The organism is Frigoribacterium sp. CFBP 8766 (assembly GCF_014841435.1).
Taxonomy (GTDB): domain Bacteria; phylum Actinomycetota; class Actinomycetes; order Actinomycetales; family Microbacteriaceae; genus Frigoribacterium.
This window is the reverse complement of the sequence record NZ_JACYTX010000001.1, coordinates 546069-563432: the sequence shown is the minus strand read 5'-3', so window position 1 is coordinate 563432 and position 17364 is coordinate 546069. Positions and strand designations below refer to the sequence as shown.

17 protein-coding genes and 1 tRNA gene are annotated in these 17364 nt (G+C 68.6%); 8 read left to right on the top strand and 10 right to left on the bottom strand.

Annotation, left to right across the window (positions count from 1 at the left end; all coding sequences use genetic code 11):
- Positions 1-24 precede the first annotated feature (24 nt).
- The 6 genes from IFT90_RS02715 to pstB all read left to right on the top strand — a co-directional run bounded on the left by IFT90_RS02715 (position 25) and on the right by pstB (position 7562).
- Positions 25-2193, top strand: coding sequence for an RNA degradosome polyphosphate kinase (locus tag IFT90_RS02715; RefSeq protein WP_192040861.1), 2169 nt, complete (start codon positions 25-27; stop codon positions 2191-2193).
- Complete coding sequence (locus IFT90_RS02710) at positions 2190-3134, top strand: NUDIX domain-containing protein (protein ID WP_192040860.1); 945 nt, start codon at positions 2190-2192, stop codon at positions 3132-3134. The genes IFT90_RS02715 and IFT90_RS02710 overlap by 4 nt, the downstream gene beginning before the upstream one ends.
- 270 nt (positions 3135-3404) lie before the next feature.
- Positions 3405-4502, top strand: coding sequence for a phosphate ABC transporter substrate-binding protein PstS (locus tag IFT90_RS02705; RefSeq protein WP_371740970.1), 1098 nt, complete (start codon positions 3405-3407; stop codon positions 4500-4502).
- Positions 4503-4653: 151 nt separating this feature from the next.
- Positions 4654-5616: a phosphate ABC transporter permease subunit PstC gene (gene pstC, locus IFT90_RS02700; RefSeq protein WP_192040859.1), complete on the top strand. Its 963-nt coding sequence runs from the start codon at positions 4654-4656 to the stop codon at positions 5614-5616.
- Positions 5616-6713, top strand: coding sequence for a phosphate ABC transporter permease PstA (gene pstA / locus IFT90_RS02695; RefSeq protein WP_192040858.1), 1098 nt, complete (start codon positions 5616-5618; stop codon positions 6711-6713). The genes pstC and pstA overlap by 1 nt, the downstream gene beginning before the upstream one ends.
- Before the next feature lie 69 nt (positions 6714-6782).
- Positions 6783-7562 (top strand): phosphate ABC transporter ATP-binding protein PstB, encoded by a 780-nt coding sequence (pstB, locus tag IFT90_RS02690; RefSeq protein ID WP_192040857.1) that lies wholly within the window; start codon positions 6783-6785, stop codon positions 7560-7562.
- Between the two features lie 160 nt (positions 7563-7722).
- Here pstB and IFT90_RS02685 read toward each other — a convergent pair whose 3' ends face one another.
- From IFT90_RS02685 to IFT90_RS02675, 3 genes are all read right to left on the bottom strand, one after another.
- The gene (locus IFT90_RS02685) at positions 7723-8634 is read right to left on the bottom strand and encodes an anti-sigma factor (protein ID WP_192040856.1); all 912 of its coding nucleotides are present in this window, start codon (positions 8632-8634) and stop codon (positions 7723-7725) included.
- Positions 8631-9227, bottom strand: a complete 597-nt coding sequence (sigK, locus tag IFT90_RS02680; protein ID WP_192040855.1) for an ECF RNA polymerase sigma factor SigK — start codon at positions 9225-9227, stop codon at positions 8631-8633. The genes IFT90_RS02685 and sigK overlap by 4 nt, the downstream gene beginning before the upstream one ends.
- Positions 9228-9824: 597 nt before the next feature.
- A complete protein-coding gene (locus IFT90_RS02675; RefSeq protein ID WP_133738326.1) occupies positions 9825-10454 on the bottom strand; it encodes a DNA-directed RNA polymerase subunit beta in 630 nt (209 codons plus the stop codon).
- Positions 10455-10608: 154 nt separating this feature from the next.
- On the opposite strand from IFT90_RS02675, the gene IFT90_RS02670 reads away from it, so the two are divergent.
- A tRNA-Lys gene (locus IFT90_RS02670) sits at positions 10609-10681 on the top strand.
- A gap of 113 nt (positions 10682-10794) precedes the next feature.
- Positions 10795-11826: a beta family protein gene (locus IFT90_RS02665; protein ID WP_192040854.1), complete on the top strand. Its 1032-nt coding sequence runs from the start codon at positions 10795-10797 to the stop codon at positions 11824-11826.
- Here the strand turns inward: IFT90_RS02665 and IFT90_RS02660 are convergent.
- From IFT90_RS02660 to IFT90_RS02630, 7 genes are all read right to left on the bottom strand, one after another.
- Complete coding sequence (locus IFT90_RS02660) at positions 11708-12367, bottom strand: sce7726 family protein (protein ID WP_192040853.1); 660 nt, start codon at positions 12365-12367, stop codon at positions 11708-11710. The two genes, IFT90_RS02665 and IFT90_RS02660, sit on opposite strands and share 119 nt — an antisense overlap.
- A 10-nt stretch (positions 12368-12377) precedes the next feature.
- Positions 12378-13520, bottom strand: coding sequence for a site-specific integrase (locus IFT90_RS02655; RefSeq protein ID WP_192040852.1), 1143 nt, complete (start codon positions 13518-13520; stop codon positions 12378-12380).
- Positions 13520-13759, bottom strand: a complete 240-nt coding sequence (locus IFT90_RS02650) for a hypothetical protein (RefSeq protein ID WP_192040851.1) — start codon at positions 13757-13759, stop codon at positions 13520-13522. Before IFT90_RS02650 ends, IFT90_RS02655 begins: the two co-directional genes overlap by 1 nt.
- Positions 13756-14415: a recombinase family protein gene (locus IFT90_RS02645; RefSeq protein WP_192040850.1), complete on the bottom strand. Its 660-nt coding sequence runs from the start codon at positions 14413-14415 to the stop codon at positions 13756-13758. The genes IFT90_RS02650 and IFT90_RS02645 overlap by 4 nt, the downstream gene beginning before the upstream one ends.
- A 191-nt stretch (positions 14416-14606) precedes the next feature.
- A complete protein-coding gene (locus tag IFT90_RS02640) occupies positions 14607-15230 on the bottom strand; it encodes an HGGxSTG domain-containing protein (protein ID WP_192040849.1) in 624 nt (207 codons plus the stop codon).
- 168 nt (positions 15231-15398) lie between these two features.
- Positions 15399-16724, bottom strand: a complete 1326-nt coding sequence (locus IFT90_RS02635; protein ID WP_192040848.1) for an AAA family ATPase — start codon at positions 16722-16724, stop codon at positions 15399-15401.
- Complete coding sequence (locus tag IFT90_RS02630) at positions 16714-17364, bottom strand: hypothetical protein (protein WP_192040847.1); 651 nt, start codon at positions 17362-17364, stop codon at positions 16714-16716. Before IFT90_RS02630 ends, IFT90_RS02635 begins: the two co-directional genes overlap by 11 nt.

Genomic DNA, 17364 nt, shown 5'->3' with positions numbered 1-17364 from the left:
CACCAGGGGTGGCACGATGGTGCGATGGACAGCGAACCACGCGTCGACGGCGCCGGCGTCACCCCCGACTTCCTCGACGACTTCGACGAGATCGTCAGCTTCGAGGACGGCACCCTCCCCGCCGAGCGGTACCTCGACCGAGAGCTCAGCTGGCTGGCGTTCAACCAGCGCGTGCTCGAGCTCGCCGAGGACCCGACGACGCCGCTGCTCGAGCGCGCGAACTTCCTCGCGATCTTCGCCAGCAACCTCGACGAGTTCTTCATGGTGCGCGTCGCCGGCCTGAAGCGGCGCATCGCCACCGGGCTCGCCGTGCCCACGAACGTCGGCCGCGGCCCCAACGAGGTGCTCGCCGACATCAACGCCAAGGCGCACGACCTGCAAGAGCGGCACGCCCGGGCGTTCCTCGACCTGGTCAAGCCCGACCTCGACGACGCGGGCATCCACATCGAGAAGTGGTCCGACCTCGAAGAGGCCGACCGCGTCCGCATGCGCGAGATCTTCACCGAGCAGATCTTCCCCGTGCTGATGCCGCTCGCCGTCGACCCCGCGCATCCGTTCCCCTACATCTCGGGCCTGTCGCTCAACCTCTCGGTGCGCGTCCGCAACCCGAAGACGATGCGCCAGGAGTTCGCGCGCCTCAAGGTGCCGCAGATGCTGCCGCGCTTCGTGCAGCTGCCCGACAACGACAGCGGGCGCGTGCGGTTCATCCCTCTGGAAGACCTGATCGCGAACCACCTGCAGGACCTGTTCCCGGGCATGGAGGTCGTCGAGCACCACGTGTTCCGCGTCACCCGCAACGAGGACGTCGAGGTCGACGAGGACGAGTCGGAGAACCTGATCCAGGCTCTCGAGCGCGAGCTGCTGCGTCGGCGCTTCGGCCCGCCCATCCGCCTCGAGATCACCGACGACATGGACCCGGTCACGCTCGAGCTGCTCGTCCGCGAGCTCGACGTCACCGACCAGGAGGTCTACCGGCTGCCGGCCCCCCTCGACCTCGCGGGCCTCTTCGAGATCACGAAGATGCCGCGTTCCGACCTGAAGTACCCGAAGCACCTGCCCCAGACGGCGCTGCAGCTGCAGCCGACCGAGCCGAACATGAAGCCCGACATGTTCGCGAGCATCGCCCGGCAGGACATCCTGGTGCACCACCCGTACGAGTCGTTCGCGACGAGCGTGCAGGCGTTCCTCGAGCAGGCGGCGGCCGACCCCAACGTCCTCGCCATCAAGCAGACGCTCTACCGCACGAGCGGCGACAGCCCGATCATCGAGGCCCTCATCGACGCCGCGGAGTCGGGCAAGCAGGTGCTCGCCCTCGTCGAGGTCAAGGCGCGCTTCGACGAGCAGAACAACATCACGTGGGCCCGCAAGCTCGAGAAGGCCGGCGTGCACGTCGTCTACGGCCTGGTCGGGCTCAAGACCCACTGCAAGCTCGCGCTCGTGATCCGCCAGGAGAAGGGCCGGCTGCGGCACTACACGCACATCGGCACGGGCAACTACAACCCCAAGACGAGCCGCATCTACGAGGACATGGGCCTCTTCACCGCCGACGACCAGGTCGGGAAGGACCTGACGCGCCTGTTCAACGAGCTGTCGGGCTACGCGATCGAGAAGAAGTTCAAGCGCCTCCTCGTCGCTCCGCGCTACCTCCGCCGCGGCCTGCTCAAGCAGATCCAGGGCGAGATCGAGGCCGCGCAGGCCGGTCGCCCCTCGGGCATCAAGATCAAGATCAACTCGATCGTCGACGAGCAGATCATCGACGCGCTCTACAAGGCCAGCCAGGCTGGCGTGCCCGTCGACGTCTGGGTGCGGGGCATCTGCACCATCAAGCCGGGCCAGCCGGGCCTCAGCGACACGATCCGCGTGCGGTCGGTGCTCGGCCGCTACCTGGAGCACTCGCGCCTGTTCTGGTTCGCGAACGACGGCGACCCCCAGGTCTTCATCGGCAGCGCCGACATGATGCACCGCAACCTCGACCGCCGCATCGAGGCGCTCGTGCGCCTCACGCAGCAGGACCACCTCGAGCAGGTCTCCGAGCTCTTCGACCGTGCGATGTCCGACGAGACGGCGTCGTGGTGGCTCGAGAGCGACGGCACCTGGACGCGCCACGCTCGTGACGCCTCCGACGCCCCGCTCGCCGACATGCAGAACGTGCTGATGAAGCAGATCACGCAGCGCCGCCGGGCCAGCCGGTGAGCACGGTCGCCCCCACGACGATCGTCGCGGCCGGCGCGGTCTGCTTCCGCCTGGTGGACGGCAAGGCACGCGTGCTGCTCATCCACCGCGAGCACCACGGCGACGTCTCGCTGCCCAAGGGCAAGGTCGACCCCGGCGAGTCGACGCCGCAGACGGCCGTCCGCGAGATCCGCGAGGAGACGGGGTACCGCGTCGCCCTCGGGGCCCCGCTCGGCACCGCCGAGTACGTCATGCCCGGCGGTCGGGACAAGATCGTGCACTACTGGGCGGCCGAGGTCACCGACGACGCGGTCGCCGAGGCCGGTCGCTTCACGCCCAACAGCGAGGTCGCCGCGATCGAGTGGGTCTCGATCGAGAAGGCGCGCGCCAAGCTGACCTATGAACGGGACGCGGAGGTGCTCGACCGGTTCGCCGACCGCGTCGCCTCGGGCGCCGCCCGCACCTTCGCCCTCGTGGCCCTGCGGCACGCGAAGACGACGTCGCCCGGCGACTGGAGCGGCTCGGACGCCACCCGCCCCCTGCTGCCCCAGGGCCGCCGTCAGGCGAAGTCGATCGCGCCCGGCATCGCGGCGTGGGCCCCGCAGCGGCTGATCAGCAGCACGGCCGCCCGCTGCCTCGCGACGCTCGAGCCGGTCTCGGCGCTGACCCGCGTCGGGGTCAAGCAGAGCGACTCGATCAGCCAGGACGCGTTCGACCGCCACGACGACGACGTGGCCGGCGTCGTCGCGAAGCGCCTCAAGAAGCGGGTGCCGGCCGTGTTCTGCACGCACGCCCCGGTGCTGCCCGAGATCGTGCGGCAGATCGCCGTGGGGACGGTCGGCGGCCACCGGCTCGACCTGCGCCGCGCCTCCTCGCTGAGCCCCGGCGAGTACACCGTGCTGCACGTGTCGTGCTCCGACGCCGCGCTCGTCGCCGTCGAGACGCACGGCCCCGTGCTCTGAGGCAGGCCGCCGGCCTGTCGACCCTCGCGCCCCGTGGCCCTGCCCCGGGGCGCGAGCCGTGTCGGGCCGTGTCGACGCGGCGGGTGGGCTCGGCGGGTGATCCTGGCCCTGCGGCTCCGTGCAGGCGGGCACGCCCGGCCGATGTTCCCCCCGCGTTAACCTCCCGTTCACCATCGCAGACGACCGTGGTTAACCACTCGACGTAGCGTCTCGCCTCGGGTCAGCACCGGCCCCCAGCACCCACGGCACTACATCCGAAAAGGAACCTCTGTGAACTTCAAGCGCACCGGCAGCATCGTGGCGATCGCCGCGGTCGGCACCATGCTCCTCGCGTCCTGCGCCTCCAACGAGGGCGGCTCCGGCTCCTCGTCCGACGGCGCCTCCTCCGACCTCTCCGGCACGATCGCCGGCATCGGCGCCTCGTCGCAGCAGGCCGCCCAGGAGGCCTGGGTCGCCGGCTTCCAGACCGCCAACCCCGACGTGACCGTCAACTACGACCCGCAGGGCTCCGGCGGCGGCCGTGAGAGCTTCATCTCCGGCGCCGCGGCCTTCGCCGGCTCGGACCGCGCGTTCAAGACCGACGAGATCTCGTCGAGCACCTTCGCGGGCTGCACGCCCGACACCGGCATCGTCGAGCTGCCCGTCTACGTCTCGCCCATCGCGGTCGTCTTCAACCTCGACGGCGTCGACGAGCTCAACCTCTCGCCCGCCACCATCGCCGGCATCTTCAGCGGCGCGATCACCACGTGGGACGCGGCCGAGATCAAGGCCGACAACCCCGACGCCGACCTGCCCAGCACGCCCATCACGGCCGTGCACCGCTCGGACGACTCGGGCACCACCGAGAACTTCACCGAGTACCTGAACGCCAACAGCCCCGACGTGTGGTCGTCGGAGCCCGACGGCGTCTGGCCCCTCGAGGGCGGTGAGGGCGCCTCCGGCACCTCGGGCGTGATCGACGCGGTGACCAACGGCACCGGCACGATCGGCTACGCGGACGCCTCGCGCGCCGGCGACCTCGGCGTCGCGAAGATCAAGGTCGGCGAGGAGTTCGTCGAGTACTCGGCCGAGGCCGCCGCCGCCATCGTCGACGAGTCCCCTGAAGAGGAAGGCCGCACCGAGGGCGACATCGCCATCGAGCTCGACCGCACCTCGACGGCCGACGGCGTCTACCCCCTCGTGCTCGTCAGCTACCTGATCGGCTGCGAGTCGTACGAGGACGCCGCCCAGGGCGAGCTCGTGAAGTCGTACTTCGAGTACGTCTCCAGCGACGAGGGCCAGCAGGTCGCGGCCGACGCCGCCGGCTCGGCTCCCATCTCGAGCACCCTCTCGGGTCAGGTCGCCGACGCGATCGCGCTCATCAAGTAGCACCCGCCACACCGGGCCCGGGACCGCACGCCGTGCGGTCCCGGGCCGTCGCCCTGACAGGGGCACCCGTACGATCAGCACCATCGGCAGAACCGCACCGCCACCCGAGCACCGCCCGCACACCGAGCACCCACCCGGAGGACCTCGTCCGATGACCGCCCCCGCATCGACCGCCACGAAGGTCAAGGCACCTCGTGCGCCGCGTCGCCCCGCAGACCGGATCTTCTCGGGCAGCACCGTCGTCGCCGGCGGCCTGATCCTCGCCATCCTCGCCGCCGTCGCGATCTTCCTGGTCGCGCAGAGCATCCCCGCCGTGATCGCCGACCCGGCCGACATCTCGCTCTCCGGCTTCCCCGACTCGTTCTGGCAGTACGTCGGCCCGCTCGCCTTCGGCACGGTCTACGCCGCCGCGCTCGCGCTCGTCATGGCCCTCCCCGTCGCCATCGGCATCGCGCTCTTCATCTCGCACTACGCCCCTCGCCGCCTCGCCGCGGGCCTCGGCTACGTCATCGACCTGCTGGCCGCCGTGCCGTCGGTCGTCTTCGGCCTGTGGGGCAGCATCGTCCTCGCCCCCGCCGTGCAGCCCGTCTACGCGTGGATGGCCGACCACCTCGGCTGGTTCCCGCTGTTCGCCGGTCCCGTGTCGGGCACCGGCCGCACGCTGCTCACCGCCTCCATCGTGCTCGCCGTGATGATCCTGCCGATCATCACCGCGCTGAGCCGTGAGGTGTTCCTGCAGACGCCGACCCTGCACGAGGAGGCGGCCCTCGCGCTGGGTGCGACCCGCTGGGAGATGATCCAGGTCGCGGTCCTGCCCTTCGGCCGCCCCGGCATCATCTCGGCCTCGATGCTCGGCCTCGGCCGGGCCCTCGGCGAGACCATGGCCGTCGCGCTCGTGCTGTCGCCGGCGCTCGTGATCAACCCCGCGATCCTCACCTCGACGAACTCGTCGACCATCGCCGCGAACATCGCCCTGAGGTTCCCCGAGGCGCACGACATCGGCATCAACACCCTGATCGCGACCGGTCTCGTCCTCTTCGTCATCACGCTGGTCGTCAACTCGATCGCCCGCGTCGTCATCAACCGCCGCAAGGCCTTCTCCGGAGCGAACTGATGGCCACCACCACCCAGGACCGTCCCCGCACGGCCAGCCGCACCGTCAACACCCTCACCACGGGCAAGCTGCCCAAGGCGGCGCCGCTGGCGATCCTCCTCGGCAGCTGGGCCGTCATGCTCGTCGTCTTCGGCCTGCTGCAGGCCGGCGGCGTCACGGAGACCTTCAACTGGGTAGCCGCGATCGTGCTCGGCACGATCCTCTACGCCGCCCTCGTGTTCGTCATCTCGATGCAGGTCGAGGGCATCCGCCGCGCCAAGGACCGCGTCGTCACGACCCTGGTCAGCGCGGCGTTCATCCTCGCGCTGATCCCGCTCGTCTCGGTCCTCTTCACCGTCGTGACGAGCGGCGCCGCCCGCTTCGACGGCGACTTCTTCTCGATGTCGATGCGCAACGTGGTCGGAGCGGGCGGCGGCGGGCTGCACGCCCTCACCGGCACCCTGCTGATCACCGCCCTCGCCGCCGTGATCTCGGTGCCGATCGGCCTGCTCACGGCCATCTACCTCGTCGAGTACGGCCGTGGCCGCCTGGCCCGCGCGATCACGTTCTTCGTCGACGTGATGACGGGCATCCCGTCGATCGTCGCCGGCCTGTTCGCCTACGCCCTGTTCGTGATCTTCTTCGGCGAGGGCGTCCGCATGGGCGCCGCAGGCTCCGTGGCCCTGGCCGTGCTGATGATCCCCGTCGTCGTGCGCAGCACGGAGGAGATGCTCAAGCTCGTCCCGAACGAGCTGCGCGAGGCCGCCTACGCGCTCGGCGTGCCGAAGTGGCTGACGATCCTCAAGGTCGTGCTCCCCACCTCCATCGCGGGCATCACCACCGGCGTCATGCTGTCGATCGCCCGCGTCATCGGCGAGACGGCCCCGCTGCTCATCACCGCCGGCTTCACGGCGAGCATGAACTACGACCTGTTCGACGGCCGCATGCAGTCGCTGCCGGTCTTCGCCTACAGCTCGTACGTGAGCCAGGGCACCGACGCGGCCGCCTACATCGACCGGGCGTGGACCTCGGCCCTGACGCTGATCCTCATCGTCATGGCGCTGAACCTGCTGGCCCGCCTCATCGCGCGCCTCTTCGCCCCCAAGCTCGGCCGCTGACGGCCACGCGCCTCCCCCACTCTTCCCCCGCGTCCCCGCACGACGCCGCACCTCACCGAAGGAATGTGAATGTCCAAGCGCATCGAGGTCAAGGACCTCAACGTCTACTACGGCAAGTTCAAGGCCGTCGAGGACGTCAACATCACCATCGAGCCGCGCACGGTCACGGCCTTCATCGGCCCGTCCGGCTGCGGCAAGTCGACGTTCCTCCGCACGCTGAACCGCATGCACGAGGTCATCCCCGGCGCCTACGTCGACGGCGAGGTGCTGATCGACGGCAACGACCTCTACAGCCCCGGCGTCGACCCGGTGCTCGTGCGCCGTCAGGTCGGCATGGTGTTCCAGCGCCCGAACCCCTTCCCCACCATGAGCATCCGCGACAACGTGCTCGCCGGCGTGAAGCTCAACAACCGCCGCATGGGCAAGGGCGAGCAGGACGACCTGGTCGAGAGCTCGCTGCAGGGCGCCAACCTCTGGAACGAGGTCAAGGACCGCCTCGACAAGCCCGGCTCGGGCCTCTCGGGCGGCCAGCAGCAGCGCCTCTGCATCGCGCGCGCGGTCGCCGTCTCCCCCGACGTGATCCTGATGGACGAGCCCTGCTCGGCCCTCGACCCGATCTCGACGCTCGCCATCGAGGACCTCATCGAGGAGCTCAAGCAGCAGTACACGATCGTCATCGTGACCCACAACATGCAGCAGGCCAGCCGCGTCAGCGACAAGACGGCCTTCTTCAACATCGCGGGCACAGGCAAGCCCGGCAAGCTCATCGAGTACGACGACACCGCCACGATGTTCTCGAAGCCCAGCGTCCAGGCGACCGAGGACTACGTCTCCGGCCGATTCGGCTGAGCCCGGAGGCTGCGCGCGGCCGACGGTCGTGGGCGGCCCACGGGTCGTCCTCGGCCCGGCACGACGCGAAGGAGGCGGCCCACCTGCTGGTGGGCCGCCTCCTTCGTCGTGTGGCCGGGTCGCGGCCCTCGCGGGGCCCGACCGGGTCGTGCAGTCGCCGCTAAGCGCTCTGCACGGCCATGATCGGGTCGCTCGTCGGCTGCTCGGAGCCGCCGGCGGGCTCGACCGTGAGGCCGATCGTGGCGCCAGGGCTCATCTCGCCCTTGAGCACCTTCGTGACCGTCGAGTCGGTGTCCGTGTCGAACGTGCCGGCAGGCACGGCACCGTCAGCGCCGATGTACCAGAGCTCGTACGTCTGGTCGCCGGGCAGCGAGGTGAGGCCGTCGAGGACGACCGCCGAGCGCTTGAGCTCGTTCGACCAGACCAGCGTCGCGGTGCCACCGGTGCTGACGTCGGCGACGGTCCGCTGGAAGTCGCCTGCCGCGTAGATCTCGTCGATCGAGGAGGCGGTGGCCTCCTGCTGCTGGCTCGGGCCGGTGACCTCGGACAGCAGCGCGCCTCCTCCGAAGAAGAGCGCGGCGGCTGCCGCGGCGACGCCGAGCATGGCGACGGGCCGGGTGAACCAGCGGGCACGGGCCGCGCCGGTGGGCTCGAGCACGCGGGCAGCGGTCTCGGTCTCGCTCGGCTCCATCTCGGGGACGGCGTGGCGGCCGGGGCGAGCGATCTCGTGGTCGTCACCCGCGCCTCCTGCGACCTGCGTCACGGCCGGCGTCTGCGAGGCAGAGTCGGAGGTGGTCTGGGCGGGCAGCTGAGGCAGCCCGACGATGGCGTCCATGATGCTCGCGCGGAGGGCGGCCGAAGGCATCACGGGCGGTGCCGCGTGGGCGAGCAGCAAGGCGGTCTCTCTCAATTCGGTCACTTCCCTTCTGGTGCTCTCGGACTCCTCCAGCAGAGTCTCGAAGTCGTGTCGTTCGTCGTCGCTCAGGGCGTCGAGCGCGTAGGCACCCGACATCGCCTCGAGCGAGTCGTGGGGCGGGTTGCCGCCGGTGGTGGAGTCGTCGCGGTAGGTCACGATGCCACTCCCATCTCGTCGCGCAGGCGGATCATGCCGTCGCGCAGTCTCGTCTTGACGGTGCCGATCGGCACCCCCAGCATCGCGGCCACTTCACTGTGGCTGTAGCCGCCGTAGTACGCCAGCCTGACGGCCTGGCTCTGGAGCTCCGTGAGTCGTCCCAGTGCACGCTCGACGCGCTCGTGCTCGATCCGGATCTCGACCGACTCGGTGACCGAGTCGTAGCCGGGCTCCAGATCGCGGACGCCGATCTTCAGGTCTCGGTCGCGGCCGGCCTGCGAGGCGCGGACACGGTCGACGGCCCGGCGGTGGGCCATCGTCAACATCCAGCTCGAGGCACTGCCCCGGGTGGTGTCGAAGCGAGCGGCGTTCTGCCAGATCTCGAGGAAGACCTCTTGGGTGACTTCCTCGGACTGCGAGTGGTCCTTCAGGAGGCGCTTGATCAGGCCCATCACACGAGGTGCGGTCTGGTCGTACAGCTCGGCGAAGGCCACTCGATCGGCCTGGGCGACCCTGAGGAGGAGCTCGTCAGGGGTCGACGCACGCGCCTCCTCCTGGGGAGTCTCGATGTCATGGGTCACGAGCTTCAGCATGTCAGGGTTCACCTCGATCCGCTCGTGTCGGGTTGACCGTCACAGGGGAGTGACGGGTTCGTGCTGGTCTCCGGTGGTGCTGGTTGTTGCTGGTGTGAGTCGAACCCCCCGCCCGGTGACCGTCTGGGATGGCGTTCAGGCCCGGGCCGAGCGGAGGGAACGACCGCGTCGTCCCGCCAGTCAGGGCGGCGGGAAGTCAGCGGAGGATCTCTCGATCCCTCACGCTCATGGTTCGGCACCGGGGGGCTGCTGGTTTGGGCGAGTTTGCCTCGGGTGCACGGAACGCCTGGCGGGGCCTGTGCCTCCGGTGGCCGAGTGGTCACGAACTGTCGGTCACCGCGTCGTCAGGGACCACTTCGGACCACCCGACCGCGCGCCCTGGGCGGAGGGACGGGGACGGGGCCCCGGATCAGCCGGGCGGGACGGTCACGCTCGGTGAGGAGGAAGAGGGTGTCGGGCCGCAGGAACGCCTCTCGGCGCGAGGCCGCTCGAAGCGGCTAAATTTGGAGCCCGGGGTTTCTACGGCCCGACAGTGATCGAGTGTAACCGTCGTCGCCGGGCCTCGCTCGGGCGTTCGCCCGGTGCGAACGCGGAGCGTCAGTCGAGGCTGCCGTCGCGCCAGAGCGCGGCGCACGCGGTGAGGTCGACACCGAGCTCGGAGAGACGGAGCGCGCGCCGGGTCAGCGTCGAGGCGAGGTCGGAGCCGATCGAGTCCTGCTCGTCGGCGACGGTCGTGGCGCCGGCCGACGCCAGCCGGCAGAACGCCGCACCGCGCTCGAGCGCGACCGCGAAGTCGCCGTCGAACACCCCGCGCAGGATGAGGTCGGCCAGCGCGAGCACCTCGGCCGGGGTCGCGGGCGTCGGGGCCCCGGCGACGATCGGGTCGATGGTGGTCGACGTCTCGACGCCGCGGTCGAAGAGGTAGGTGACCTCCTCGGGCGCCTGGCGGATGACGGCGCGCACGAGGTAGATCCGCCACAGGGCCCCGGGCAGGGTGTGCGGTGCGGCGCGCGCCCACAGCTCGGCGACGACGTCGATGCCGTGCTCGTCGCTGAACGAGACGAGCCGGTCGAGGATCTCGGGCTGCGGGTCGTGCTTGACCCGGGCGACGAGGGCGGCCGCCGACTCGTGGGCGATCCGGTTCACGGTCGCCGGGTCGTCGCCTCCCTGGAACGCCTCGAAGGCGGCGCTGGGGAACTGGGTCGGGCGGTGGAAGTCTCTGGGCATCGCCTCGACGATACGCGCGTGCACCGACAGCGGCGTGTGGGTCGGGCGTCGCCGCCCGTGGTCGCTCGTCGTCGCTCGTCGTCGCTCACGGACGCGAAGGAGGCGCGCTGCCGGCCCGCGAGGACGCCCGCGATCACGTATCCTCGAACACCGAGGGCCTCTAGCTCAGTTGGCAGAGCATCGGACTTTTAATCCGCGGGTCGTGGGTTCGAGCCCCACGGGGCCCACCTGTAGATACAAGGGTGAAACAGCCTTCGGGCCAGAGACCCAGGACGTGAACCCCTCCAAAACCCCTCCGACGGGGGCCAGAGGCATGAGAGGAAAACCATGAGAATGAATCATGGTTTCTCCTAACACGGCGCTGACGCCGGTGTCCTACGTCCCGATTCTGAAAGCGAAGCGTGCCGAGCTCGATGCTCTCGCTAGCTGCCCACCGGATAATCTCGTCCCTCTACTTGAAGTCATCGAGCCTGCCTCCGCCGGCGACAGCATCATCAAAGCCTGGCCCCACTCCAGCGACATTGCTTGGGTCCAAGTCTTGAATGCCGACGACGTCGACGACAGCACGTTCGCGGTCGTGCTGGACGACCTCTTTACGCAGCTACGCGTGGCAGGCATCGCGGTCGCGCCGGTCCTCACCGCAGCAGAAGAACCAGCAACACTGGCGGCCATCGCAAACATCGCTGCCCAAGACGGCCACGGGGCCGTGCTGAGAATTGACGTCGAAGACCTTATCGATGCAGGGGCGAACATCGCGGCGGATGTGACGGCCACCGTTGCCGCACTAAATCTGACCCCAGGCCAGGTGGACCTCGTCGCAGACGCTGGCCTCTTGACCGGTACGTCGTCCGTGCAGTCGGCCGTAGCGACGCAAGCGTTGGGCGCGCTTCCGACCCTCCAGGACTGGCGGACTGTCGTCGTTTCGTTCTCGGCATTCCCTGCGCTCGTCGGCGCGGTGGTGCCCACGCAGACGGTCGGCGCCATTCCTCGATCGGATGCGGCAGCGTTTGTTGCGACCCAGAATGTAGCGCCTCGCCCCGTCGTATTCAGCGACTACGCAATTGGCGTCCCCACATACGGCGGAGCAGCCTTCACCCCGATTCCGAACATGCGCTACGCCAGTGACACCGAGTGGTACATCCATCGAGCGAAGGAGCGAAAGCAACCGTCGCCCCAGTACCGCGCTCTCGCCAACGACATTGTCGGCGCGAGCTACTTCTCTGGAATTGGGTTCAGCCCTGCCGAGCAGTGGATTAGCGATATTGCGGCGTCAACCTCCGGGCCAGGAAACGCGACGACACACCTGAGGATTGGTATGTCTCGACACCTGCACGTAGTGCTGTCACGTCTCTCCACCCTTGGCGCGCCGTAAGCGCCTGCGTGACGATGGCGCGCAGCTCTGCGTGAGTTGTGACCTCGGCCAACCTCGCCCACAGCACGTCCCGGGCTTGCGAGCGCAGGCCGGATGCGAGCGAGAGTGCATCTAGAGCGCGCAGGGTCTCGTCCCGCCAAAGCAAGCTGGCAAGAGAGAACTTGTCGATGCCCTTGGCGGGGCGAGCTTTGCGAACGGGGCGGTATGTCAGCTCCATGGCGGAGTTGCGACGAACGACGGCGAGCCCCCACGCCGGGTCGAGCATCTGCCGAGCAGGTTCAAGGTGACGCTGCGTGACCACCAAGGTGCAAAAATCGAAGACCTGCGAGTAGACGTGCATCTGTCGGGGGAGGCGGGTCAGCGTGTCGAGGTCGCTTTTCAGCTCAAACCCCGTCAAGCGGTCGCTGATGACAGCGATGTCGATGCGGCCTTGATCTCCCACAACAAACTCTTCCACGACCTTCTCAGCACCAGCCGTAGAGGTGGGCGCGAGAGTCCTGATCACGAACTCTCGCAGCTCGCTTTCGGTCACTGGTCCCATGGCGTTGATCTTACGACTGGGCAACGCCCACGAACGCCTCGAAGCGGTCCAGGTGGGCCGAGTAGTCGCTCGGGTAGAGGTGGGCGTAGATGCTGTCCGTCGTCGCGAGGTTGGCGTGGCCCATCCACCGGCTGACCTCGTACGGCGGGAACTGTGCGGCGAGCATGAGCGACGCGAACGTGTGGCGCAGGTCGTGGAAGCGCATGCCGTCGTCCATCTCGAGGCTGCGCAGCGCGGGCTTGAGGTAGTTGCGGCGGAAGCTGGCCACGTCGAACACGCGCTCGTAGGTGACCGCGTGCGACCCGGGGTTGCGGCCTGGCCACACCAGCGCGTCGGGGTCGCCCGAGCGCGGGTGGGTTACTAGGTACTCGCGCAGGTCGGCCACCAGGGCTCTGCTGACGAGGGGAACGTTGCGGGTGGAGCGGGCGGACTTGGGCGTCCCGACGACCCACTCCCCCGCGATGTGCTGCAACGTCTGGCGAACCTCCACGTGCCCGGCCTTCAGGTTGAGGTCGCGGATGCGTAGGCCGGTGAGCTCGCCCGCCCGCAGGCCGGTGTACGCAGCGAACCGCACGAGCAAGCCGTAGGGGCGCTGGAAGTCGAGCAGGTCAGCAAGGCTCTCCACCTGCGCTGCGGTGACGAAGACCGGCTTGAAGCCGTCAGCATTGTGGGCCTTGGGTAGGCGCACCCCGTCGCATGGGTTGTAGCTGATCAGCCGGTCGTCGAGGGCATGCCGCAGCGCCTTCTTCAGCGCCACGTAGTGGTGGTGCACGGTCGCCGGCGAGAGCTTGGCCGCGTGCAGTTCACCCACCCATGCCTGCACGTCAGACCTCGTGAGCGTGCCCACCTTGCGCGCGCCGAACTTGGGAAGGATGCGGTTGTCGTAGATCGCGACGTACCCGTTGTAGGTGCGGGGCTTCAGCTCGTGCTTGCTCGCCGCCAGCGAGGCCTCGATGACCTGCCTGACGGTCTTGCCGTTCTTGACCAGCAGGTCGGTCGTGTTGCCCTCTGCCAGCTCGGTCTCCACCTTCAGAGCGAAGCGGTCGGCCTCGCGCTTGACGGTGAACGTGCGTTGCTTGAACTTGTCGCCAGCCCGCCAGCGCACCTCGTAGGCACGCCCGCCCTTGCGCTCTACCTCTCTCACGTTGGCCATCAGCGCATCGCCTTCTCGATCAGGGCATCCAGGTCGAAGACGCCGAGTTCCCATTCCGACTCCGCGCTCGCCTGCCACATGTAGCGGCACCAGATGGTCACGGCGTTGCTGCGCCCCACCTTGCGCACGATGCGGGTCACCTGTGCCGGGTGCTCGTAGCTCTCCATCACGGTGTGGCCCGTGCGCAACGACGACACCAGCACTCGGCGGGTGCGCGGGCTGTAGTCGACGGCGGTCATGCTGCGGCCTCGGTCGCAGTCCACCGCTTCACCACGCCACCGACCACCGTGTGCGACCAGCGCCCGGCCCCGCTTGGCGTCGGGGTCTCGTCGGTGTTCAGCAGGCGGGCGATAGCCGAGAGGGAGTCGCCGGCGAGGTGCCGTTGCACGATGCGCGCCTGCACGGCAGGCGGGATGAGCGACGGCTTGCCCAGCTGCGCGCCTTCGGCTCGCTTCACGGCGAGCGCTGCCTTCGTCCGCTCGCCGATCATTTCGCGCTCCCACTGGGCAATCTGCACGACCATGCCCGCGATGAGCCGACCCGTGGCATTGGTCGTGTCCAGGTCGAAGTCGAGCACGGCAATGGCCCACCCCTGCCGACGAGACAGGTCCAGCAGCCCACCGAAGTCCATGACCGACCGAGAGAGGCGGTCGAGCTTGGCCGCGATCAGACCGTCCGCCTCCCCCGCCTTCAGCTGCCGCAGGGCGTGCCGCAACCCGGGACGACGCATCGTCTTGCCGGAGACGCCGTCGTCCTCGCACCAGCTGGTAATGGTCCACCCGCGCTGCTCGGCGGTGCGGATGATGGCAGCGCGCTGCGCGTCGATGCCGAGGCGCTCTTCGCGGGTGCGGTCGGCCTTGCTCACTCGGAGGTAGCCGATCATGTTCTGGCCCATGGGGGCCTCCTTTCAGAGCGGTGACGGACGTTACCGCTCGGGGAACACAAGTACATCGATCCGACATTCACAATGACGGATCGGAATATCCGAGCCTGCGGGCTTAGAACAGGGCAGGTGGCCGCAGGTACCGGCTCGGAGGCCCCATCGGCTGCTTGACCCCGCCCAGGGACGCGCAGGGAACGATGCGGCTAGCCCACCCCGGGGTGGCGGCGCTTGCGGGCTGCCTGGGGCCTAGGTGCCCGCGCGGCTCGGCCCGGCTGGGGTGGGTTCAGGACGCCCTCGCCGGGGTCGTCGGTCTCGGCGCGGCTGGCGGTGGCGGGCACGCTGCTGCCGGTGCGGCGCTTGGCGCGGTCGCGGGCAGCCTGGCGGGCTTCCATGGCGGCGTCGTGGGCGGCGTCGGCGGTGGCCTCTTCGTCGGCGTCGTAGACGATCTCGGCGTCCACCACGTTCGCGTCGAAGTTGTCGTCGTCTTCTTCCACGTCGACCTCGATCACCAGGTCGTCCAACAGGTCGTCCCACTTCGACACGTGCACCGCCACGTCCAGCTCCTGCTTACCGACCAGGCCCGCCCGGTCGAGCAGGTCTCGGGCAGCCGCTAACTGCACGGCAGGTGGCACGGTTGTGTCCTGCATCATCGCCACCAGCCGGGCCGCGGCTCGGTCGCTGGCCTGCAGGATGCGCATCTGGGCGGCACGCTTCACCTGCGGGGCGGCACCACCGTGCATGCGGCACACCGTGCTGCCGTTCATCGCGGCGTTCCCGCACGGGTCGCCATTGCGCTTGCGCGCCTTGCATGGGGTCACCTGGTGCATGAGGTCTTTGCTTCGGCTTCTCGACATTTCCTTCTTCTCTCTGGTTCATACGTCTCCTGCTGGGGGCGTGGATGGGGTGTGTGTGCCCCAAGGGGGGTGGCACACACACGCCCGGTGTGCCCCGTGCACACCGGGGCAGAAGGGTGCACACAGGGGCACACCCATGGCTCAGGCGGGGTCAGAAGGCCTGTGCCATGTGACGTTCGCGCTTGCAACGGAGTCGGCGTGTGGGTCGACGGGACCGGGCTTGTGGAGCTTGGTGTGGCTTGGCCCTGCCCACTGCTCGATGTAGCCCTTACTCACTCCGTAGTTGATGGCGTCCCTCTTTGGGTCCTTCTTCGACCCGGGCATCTGTCCTTCCAAGACGCCCATCTGCACGGGGCTGTCCGCCTTCATAAGTGCCGCGTGAGCAACGAGCATGAGACGGTGCCGACGATCTTCATTGGGCGACGTGGTGCCCCCGTCCCACGTGAGAAGGCGGGTCAGAGGATTCATGAGCATGCCGCCGATCAACGGCTGGTCGACGTCCCGGCCGAGAGCAGCGAGGTAGCGGGGCTCCTCGAATCTGCCCGTCCACGACCAGATGACGTCGGCCCAGCCCTCTGTGCGACTAGATCCACGCCCCTTCAGGAACCTGTTCGCAGAGTCGTCAGGGCTGTCGTGAGCACTGGGCTCGCTCGCGTGGTGGACGAGGAACACCGTGTCGACGCCAGCGCGTTGCTTAATCCGATCGATCGCGCTCAGCCACGCACCTGTCTCGGTTGCGGAGTTCTCCTCGCCCCGGAACAGGGCGCTTTTAGGGTCGAGCACCCACACCGACACGTTGTACTTGCGCAGCCATGCGACGGCAGCTTCCTCACCTTCGTGCAACTCGAGGGGAACGTGGTGACCGCGGAGGTGCCACAGCGCAAGAGAGTCCGGGTTCGGTATGTCCATCGATCGCAGCCACTCCCGGGCTTGTCCACTGACGAGTTCGGCGTTCCACCACGCCACCCGACGGCCGGGCCGCAGCTGCTCGACGGCGAACCGACCGAACAACGAGTCGCCAGAAAGCAGGCAGCGAATGACATTTAGAACGAGAGTCGTCTTGCCCGACTTGGCCAGCGCATTCAGCAAGATGTTGGCTCCGACAAAGGCGAGACCTTGGATGTGCCAGTCGAGCTCGTCATCCTCTAGGGCCATCTGTTCCGCCCAAGTGCCCTCGTCGACAGGTATGGAGAGGTGATCAGCAGCCATCACGGCGGCTGCTGCCGCACGGATCTGAAGCCTTTCCACTTCCGCCGCTACCGAACGATCAAGTGGGTCTAGTTCAGCTAGGCGATCAAGCCGAACTCGCTCCGCCTCCTTCGCTTCGAGCCGTTCCCACTCCTCGAAGGTCGGGTCGCCGTCGGTAGTCTTGATCGCCAATCGAATGCGGCGAGCCGGCTCGGCAGACCGCACGGCGTGGTCGCCAGTCAGGAGCGGGTGGCTGTCGACCTGGTCGTTATCGGGCACGGGGGTACCCCAACCGGGAAGAAGACGCAGGCGAGTAGAGGGCAGCCAGCCGGGCGACAGCTTGCTTCGCTACCGGTTGGGCCTCGTCAGGGCTGTGCCGCTGCAAGTGGTCGTAGGCATCCTTCCGCCCCGCACCCCGGGCGCAGACAAAGGCGATGCGGGCACCCGGCACACCTGCCGCCAGCAACAGATCGTGCCGACGGGCCGCGTCGTACGCGCCGACCTCCGGGTACTCCACGTCCTTATCGACCCACAAGACGATGCTGGTCGCGTTGCGCAGCCACGCCGCCTGCTCGGGCGTGACCCTGCCCGCGCCCTGGTGGTGCGACGTGGCCTCCACACCTGCCGCTACGAGGGCGTCGGCGTCCTTCTCGCCCTCGGTCCAGTGAATTGTCGCGCAAGCCGCAATGGCTGCCGTCACCTCGGGGAGGCGGTAAAGCCACCTGTCGGCGTCGGCGGGCTTGCGGTAGCGCTGCGACTCGGGATCGAAGTATCGGAACTCCTTCGCGCGCCCGGCGCGGCCGGGAAGCAGCTCAAAGCGGATCTTCTCGAAGAGGACTTCGCCGCTTAGGTCGCAGAACGGGTAGCTGGTGACGCGGCGGTAGTTGACGAGCGACGCGGTGTTCATTCCGTTGCTCAT

Bases quoted from the DNA above. Each gene is read 5' to 3' on its own strand.
- IFT90_RS02645 (WP_192040850.1), bottom strand. From the start codon at position 14,415: ATGGGCCAGAACATGATCGGCTACCTCCGAGTGAGCAAGGCCGACCGC.
- IFT90_RS02630 (WP_192040847.1), bottom strand. From the start codon at position 17,364: ATGAGCAACGGAATGAACACCGCGTCGCTCGTCAACTACCGCCGCGTC.
- pstB (WP_192040857.1), top strand. From the start codon at position 6,783: ATGTCCAAGCGCATCGAGGTCAAGGACCTCAACGTCTACTACGGCAAG.
- IFT90_RS02675 (WP_133738326.1), bottom strand. From the start codon at position 10,454: ATGCCCAGAGACTTCCACCGCCCGACCCAGTTCCCCAGCGCCGCCTTC.
- pstA (WP_192040858.1), top strand. From the start codon at position 5,616: ATGGCCACCACCACCCAGGACCGTCCCCGCACGGCCAGCCGCACCGTC.
- sigK (WP_192040855.1), bottom strand. From the start codon at position 9,227: ATGCTGAAGCTCGTGACCCATGACATCGAGACTCCCCAGGAGGAGGCG.
- IFT90_RS02715 (WP_192040861.1), top strand. From the start codon at position 25: ATGGACAGCGAACCACGCGTCGACGGCGCCGGCGTCACCCCCGACTTC.
- IFT90_RS02665 (WP_192040854.1), top strand. From the start codon at position 10,795: ATGGTTTCTCCTAACACGGCGCTGACGCCGGTGTCCTACGTCCCGATT.
- IFT90_RS02650 (WP_192040851.1), bottom strand. From the start codon at position 13,759: ATGACCGCCGTCGACTACAGCCCGCGCACCCGCCGAGTGCTGGTGTCG.
- IFT90_RS02655 (WP_192040852.1), bottom strand. From the start codon at position 13,520: ATGGCCAACGTGAGAGAGGTAGAGCGCAAGGGCGGGCGTGCCTACGAG.
- IFT90_RS02640 (WP_192040849.1), bottom strand. From the start codon at position 15,230: ATGCACCAGGTGACCCCATGCAAGGCGCGCAAGCGCAATGGCGACCCG.
- IFT90_RS02660 (WP_192040853.1), bottom strand. From the start codon at position 12,367: ATGGGACCAGTGACCGAAAGCGAGCTGCGAGAGTTCGTGATCAGGACT.
- pstC (WP_192040859.1), top strand. From the start codon at position 4,654: ATGACCGCCCCCGCATCGACCGCCACGAAGGTCAAGGCACCTCGTGCG.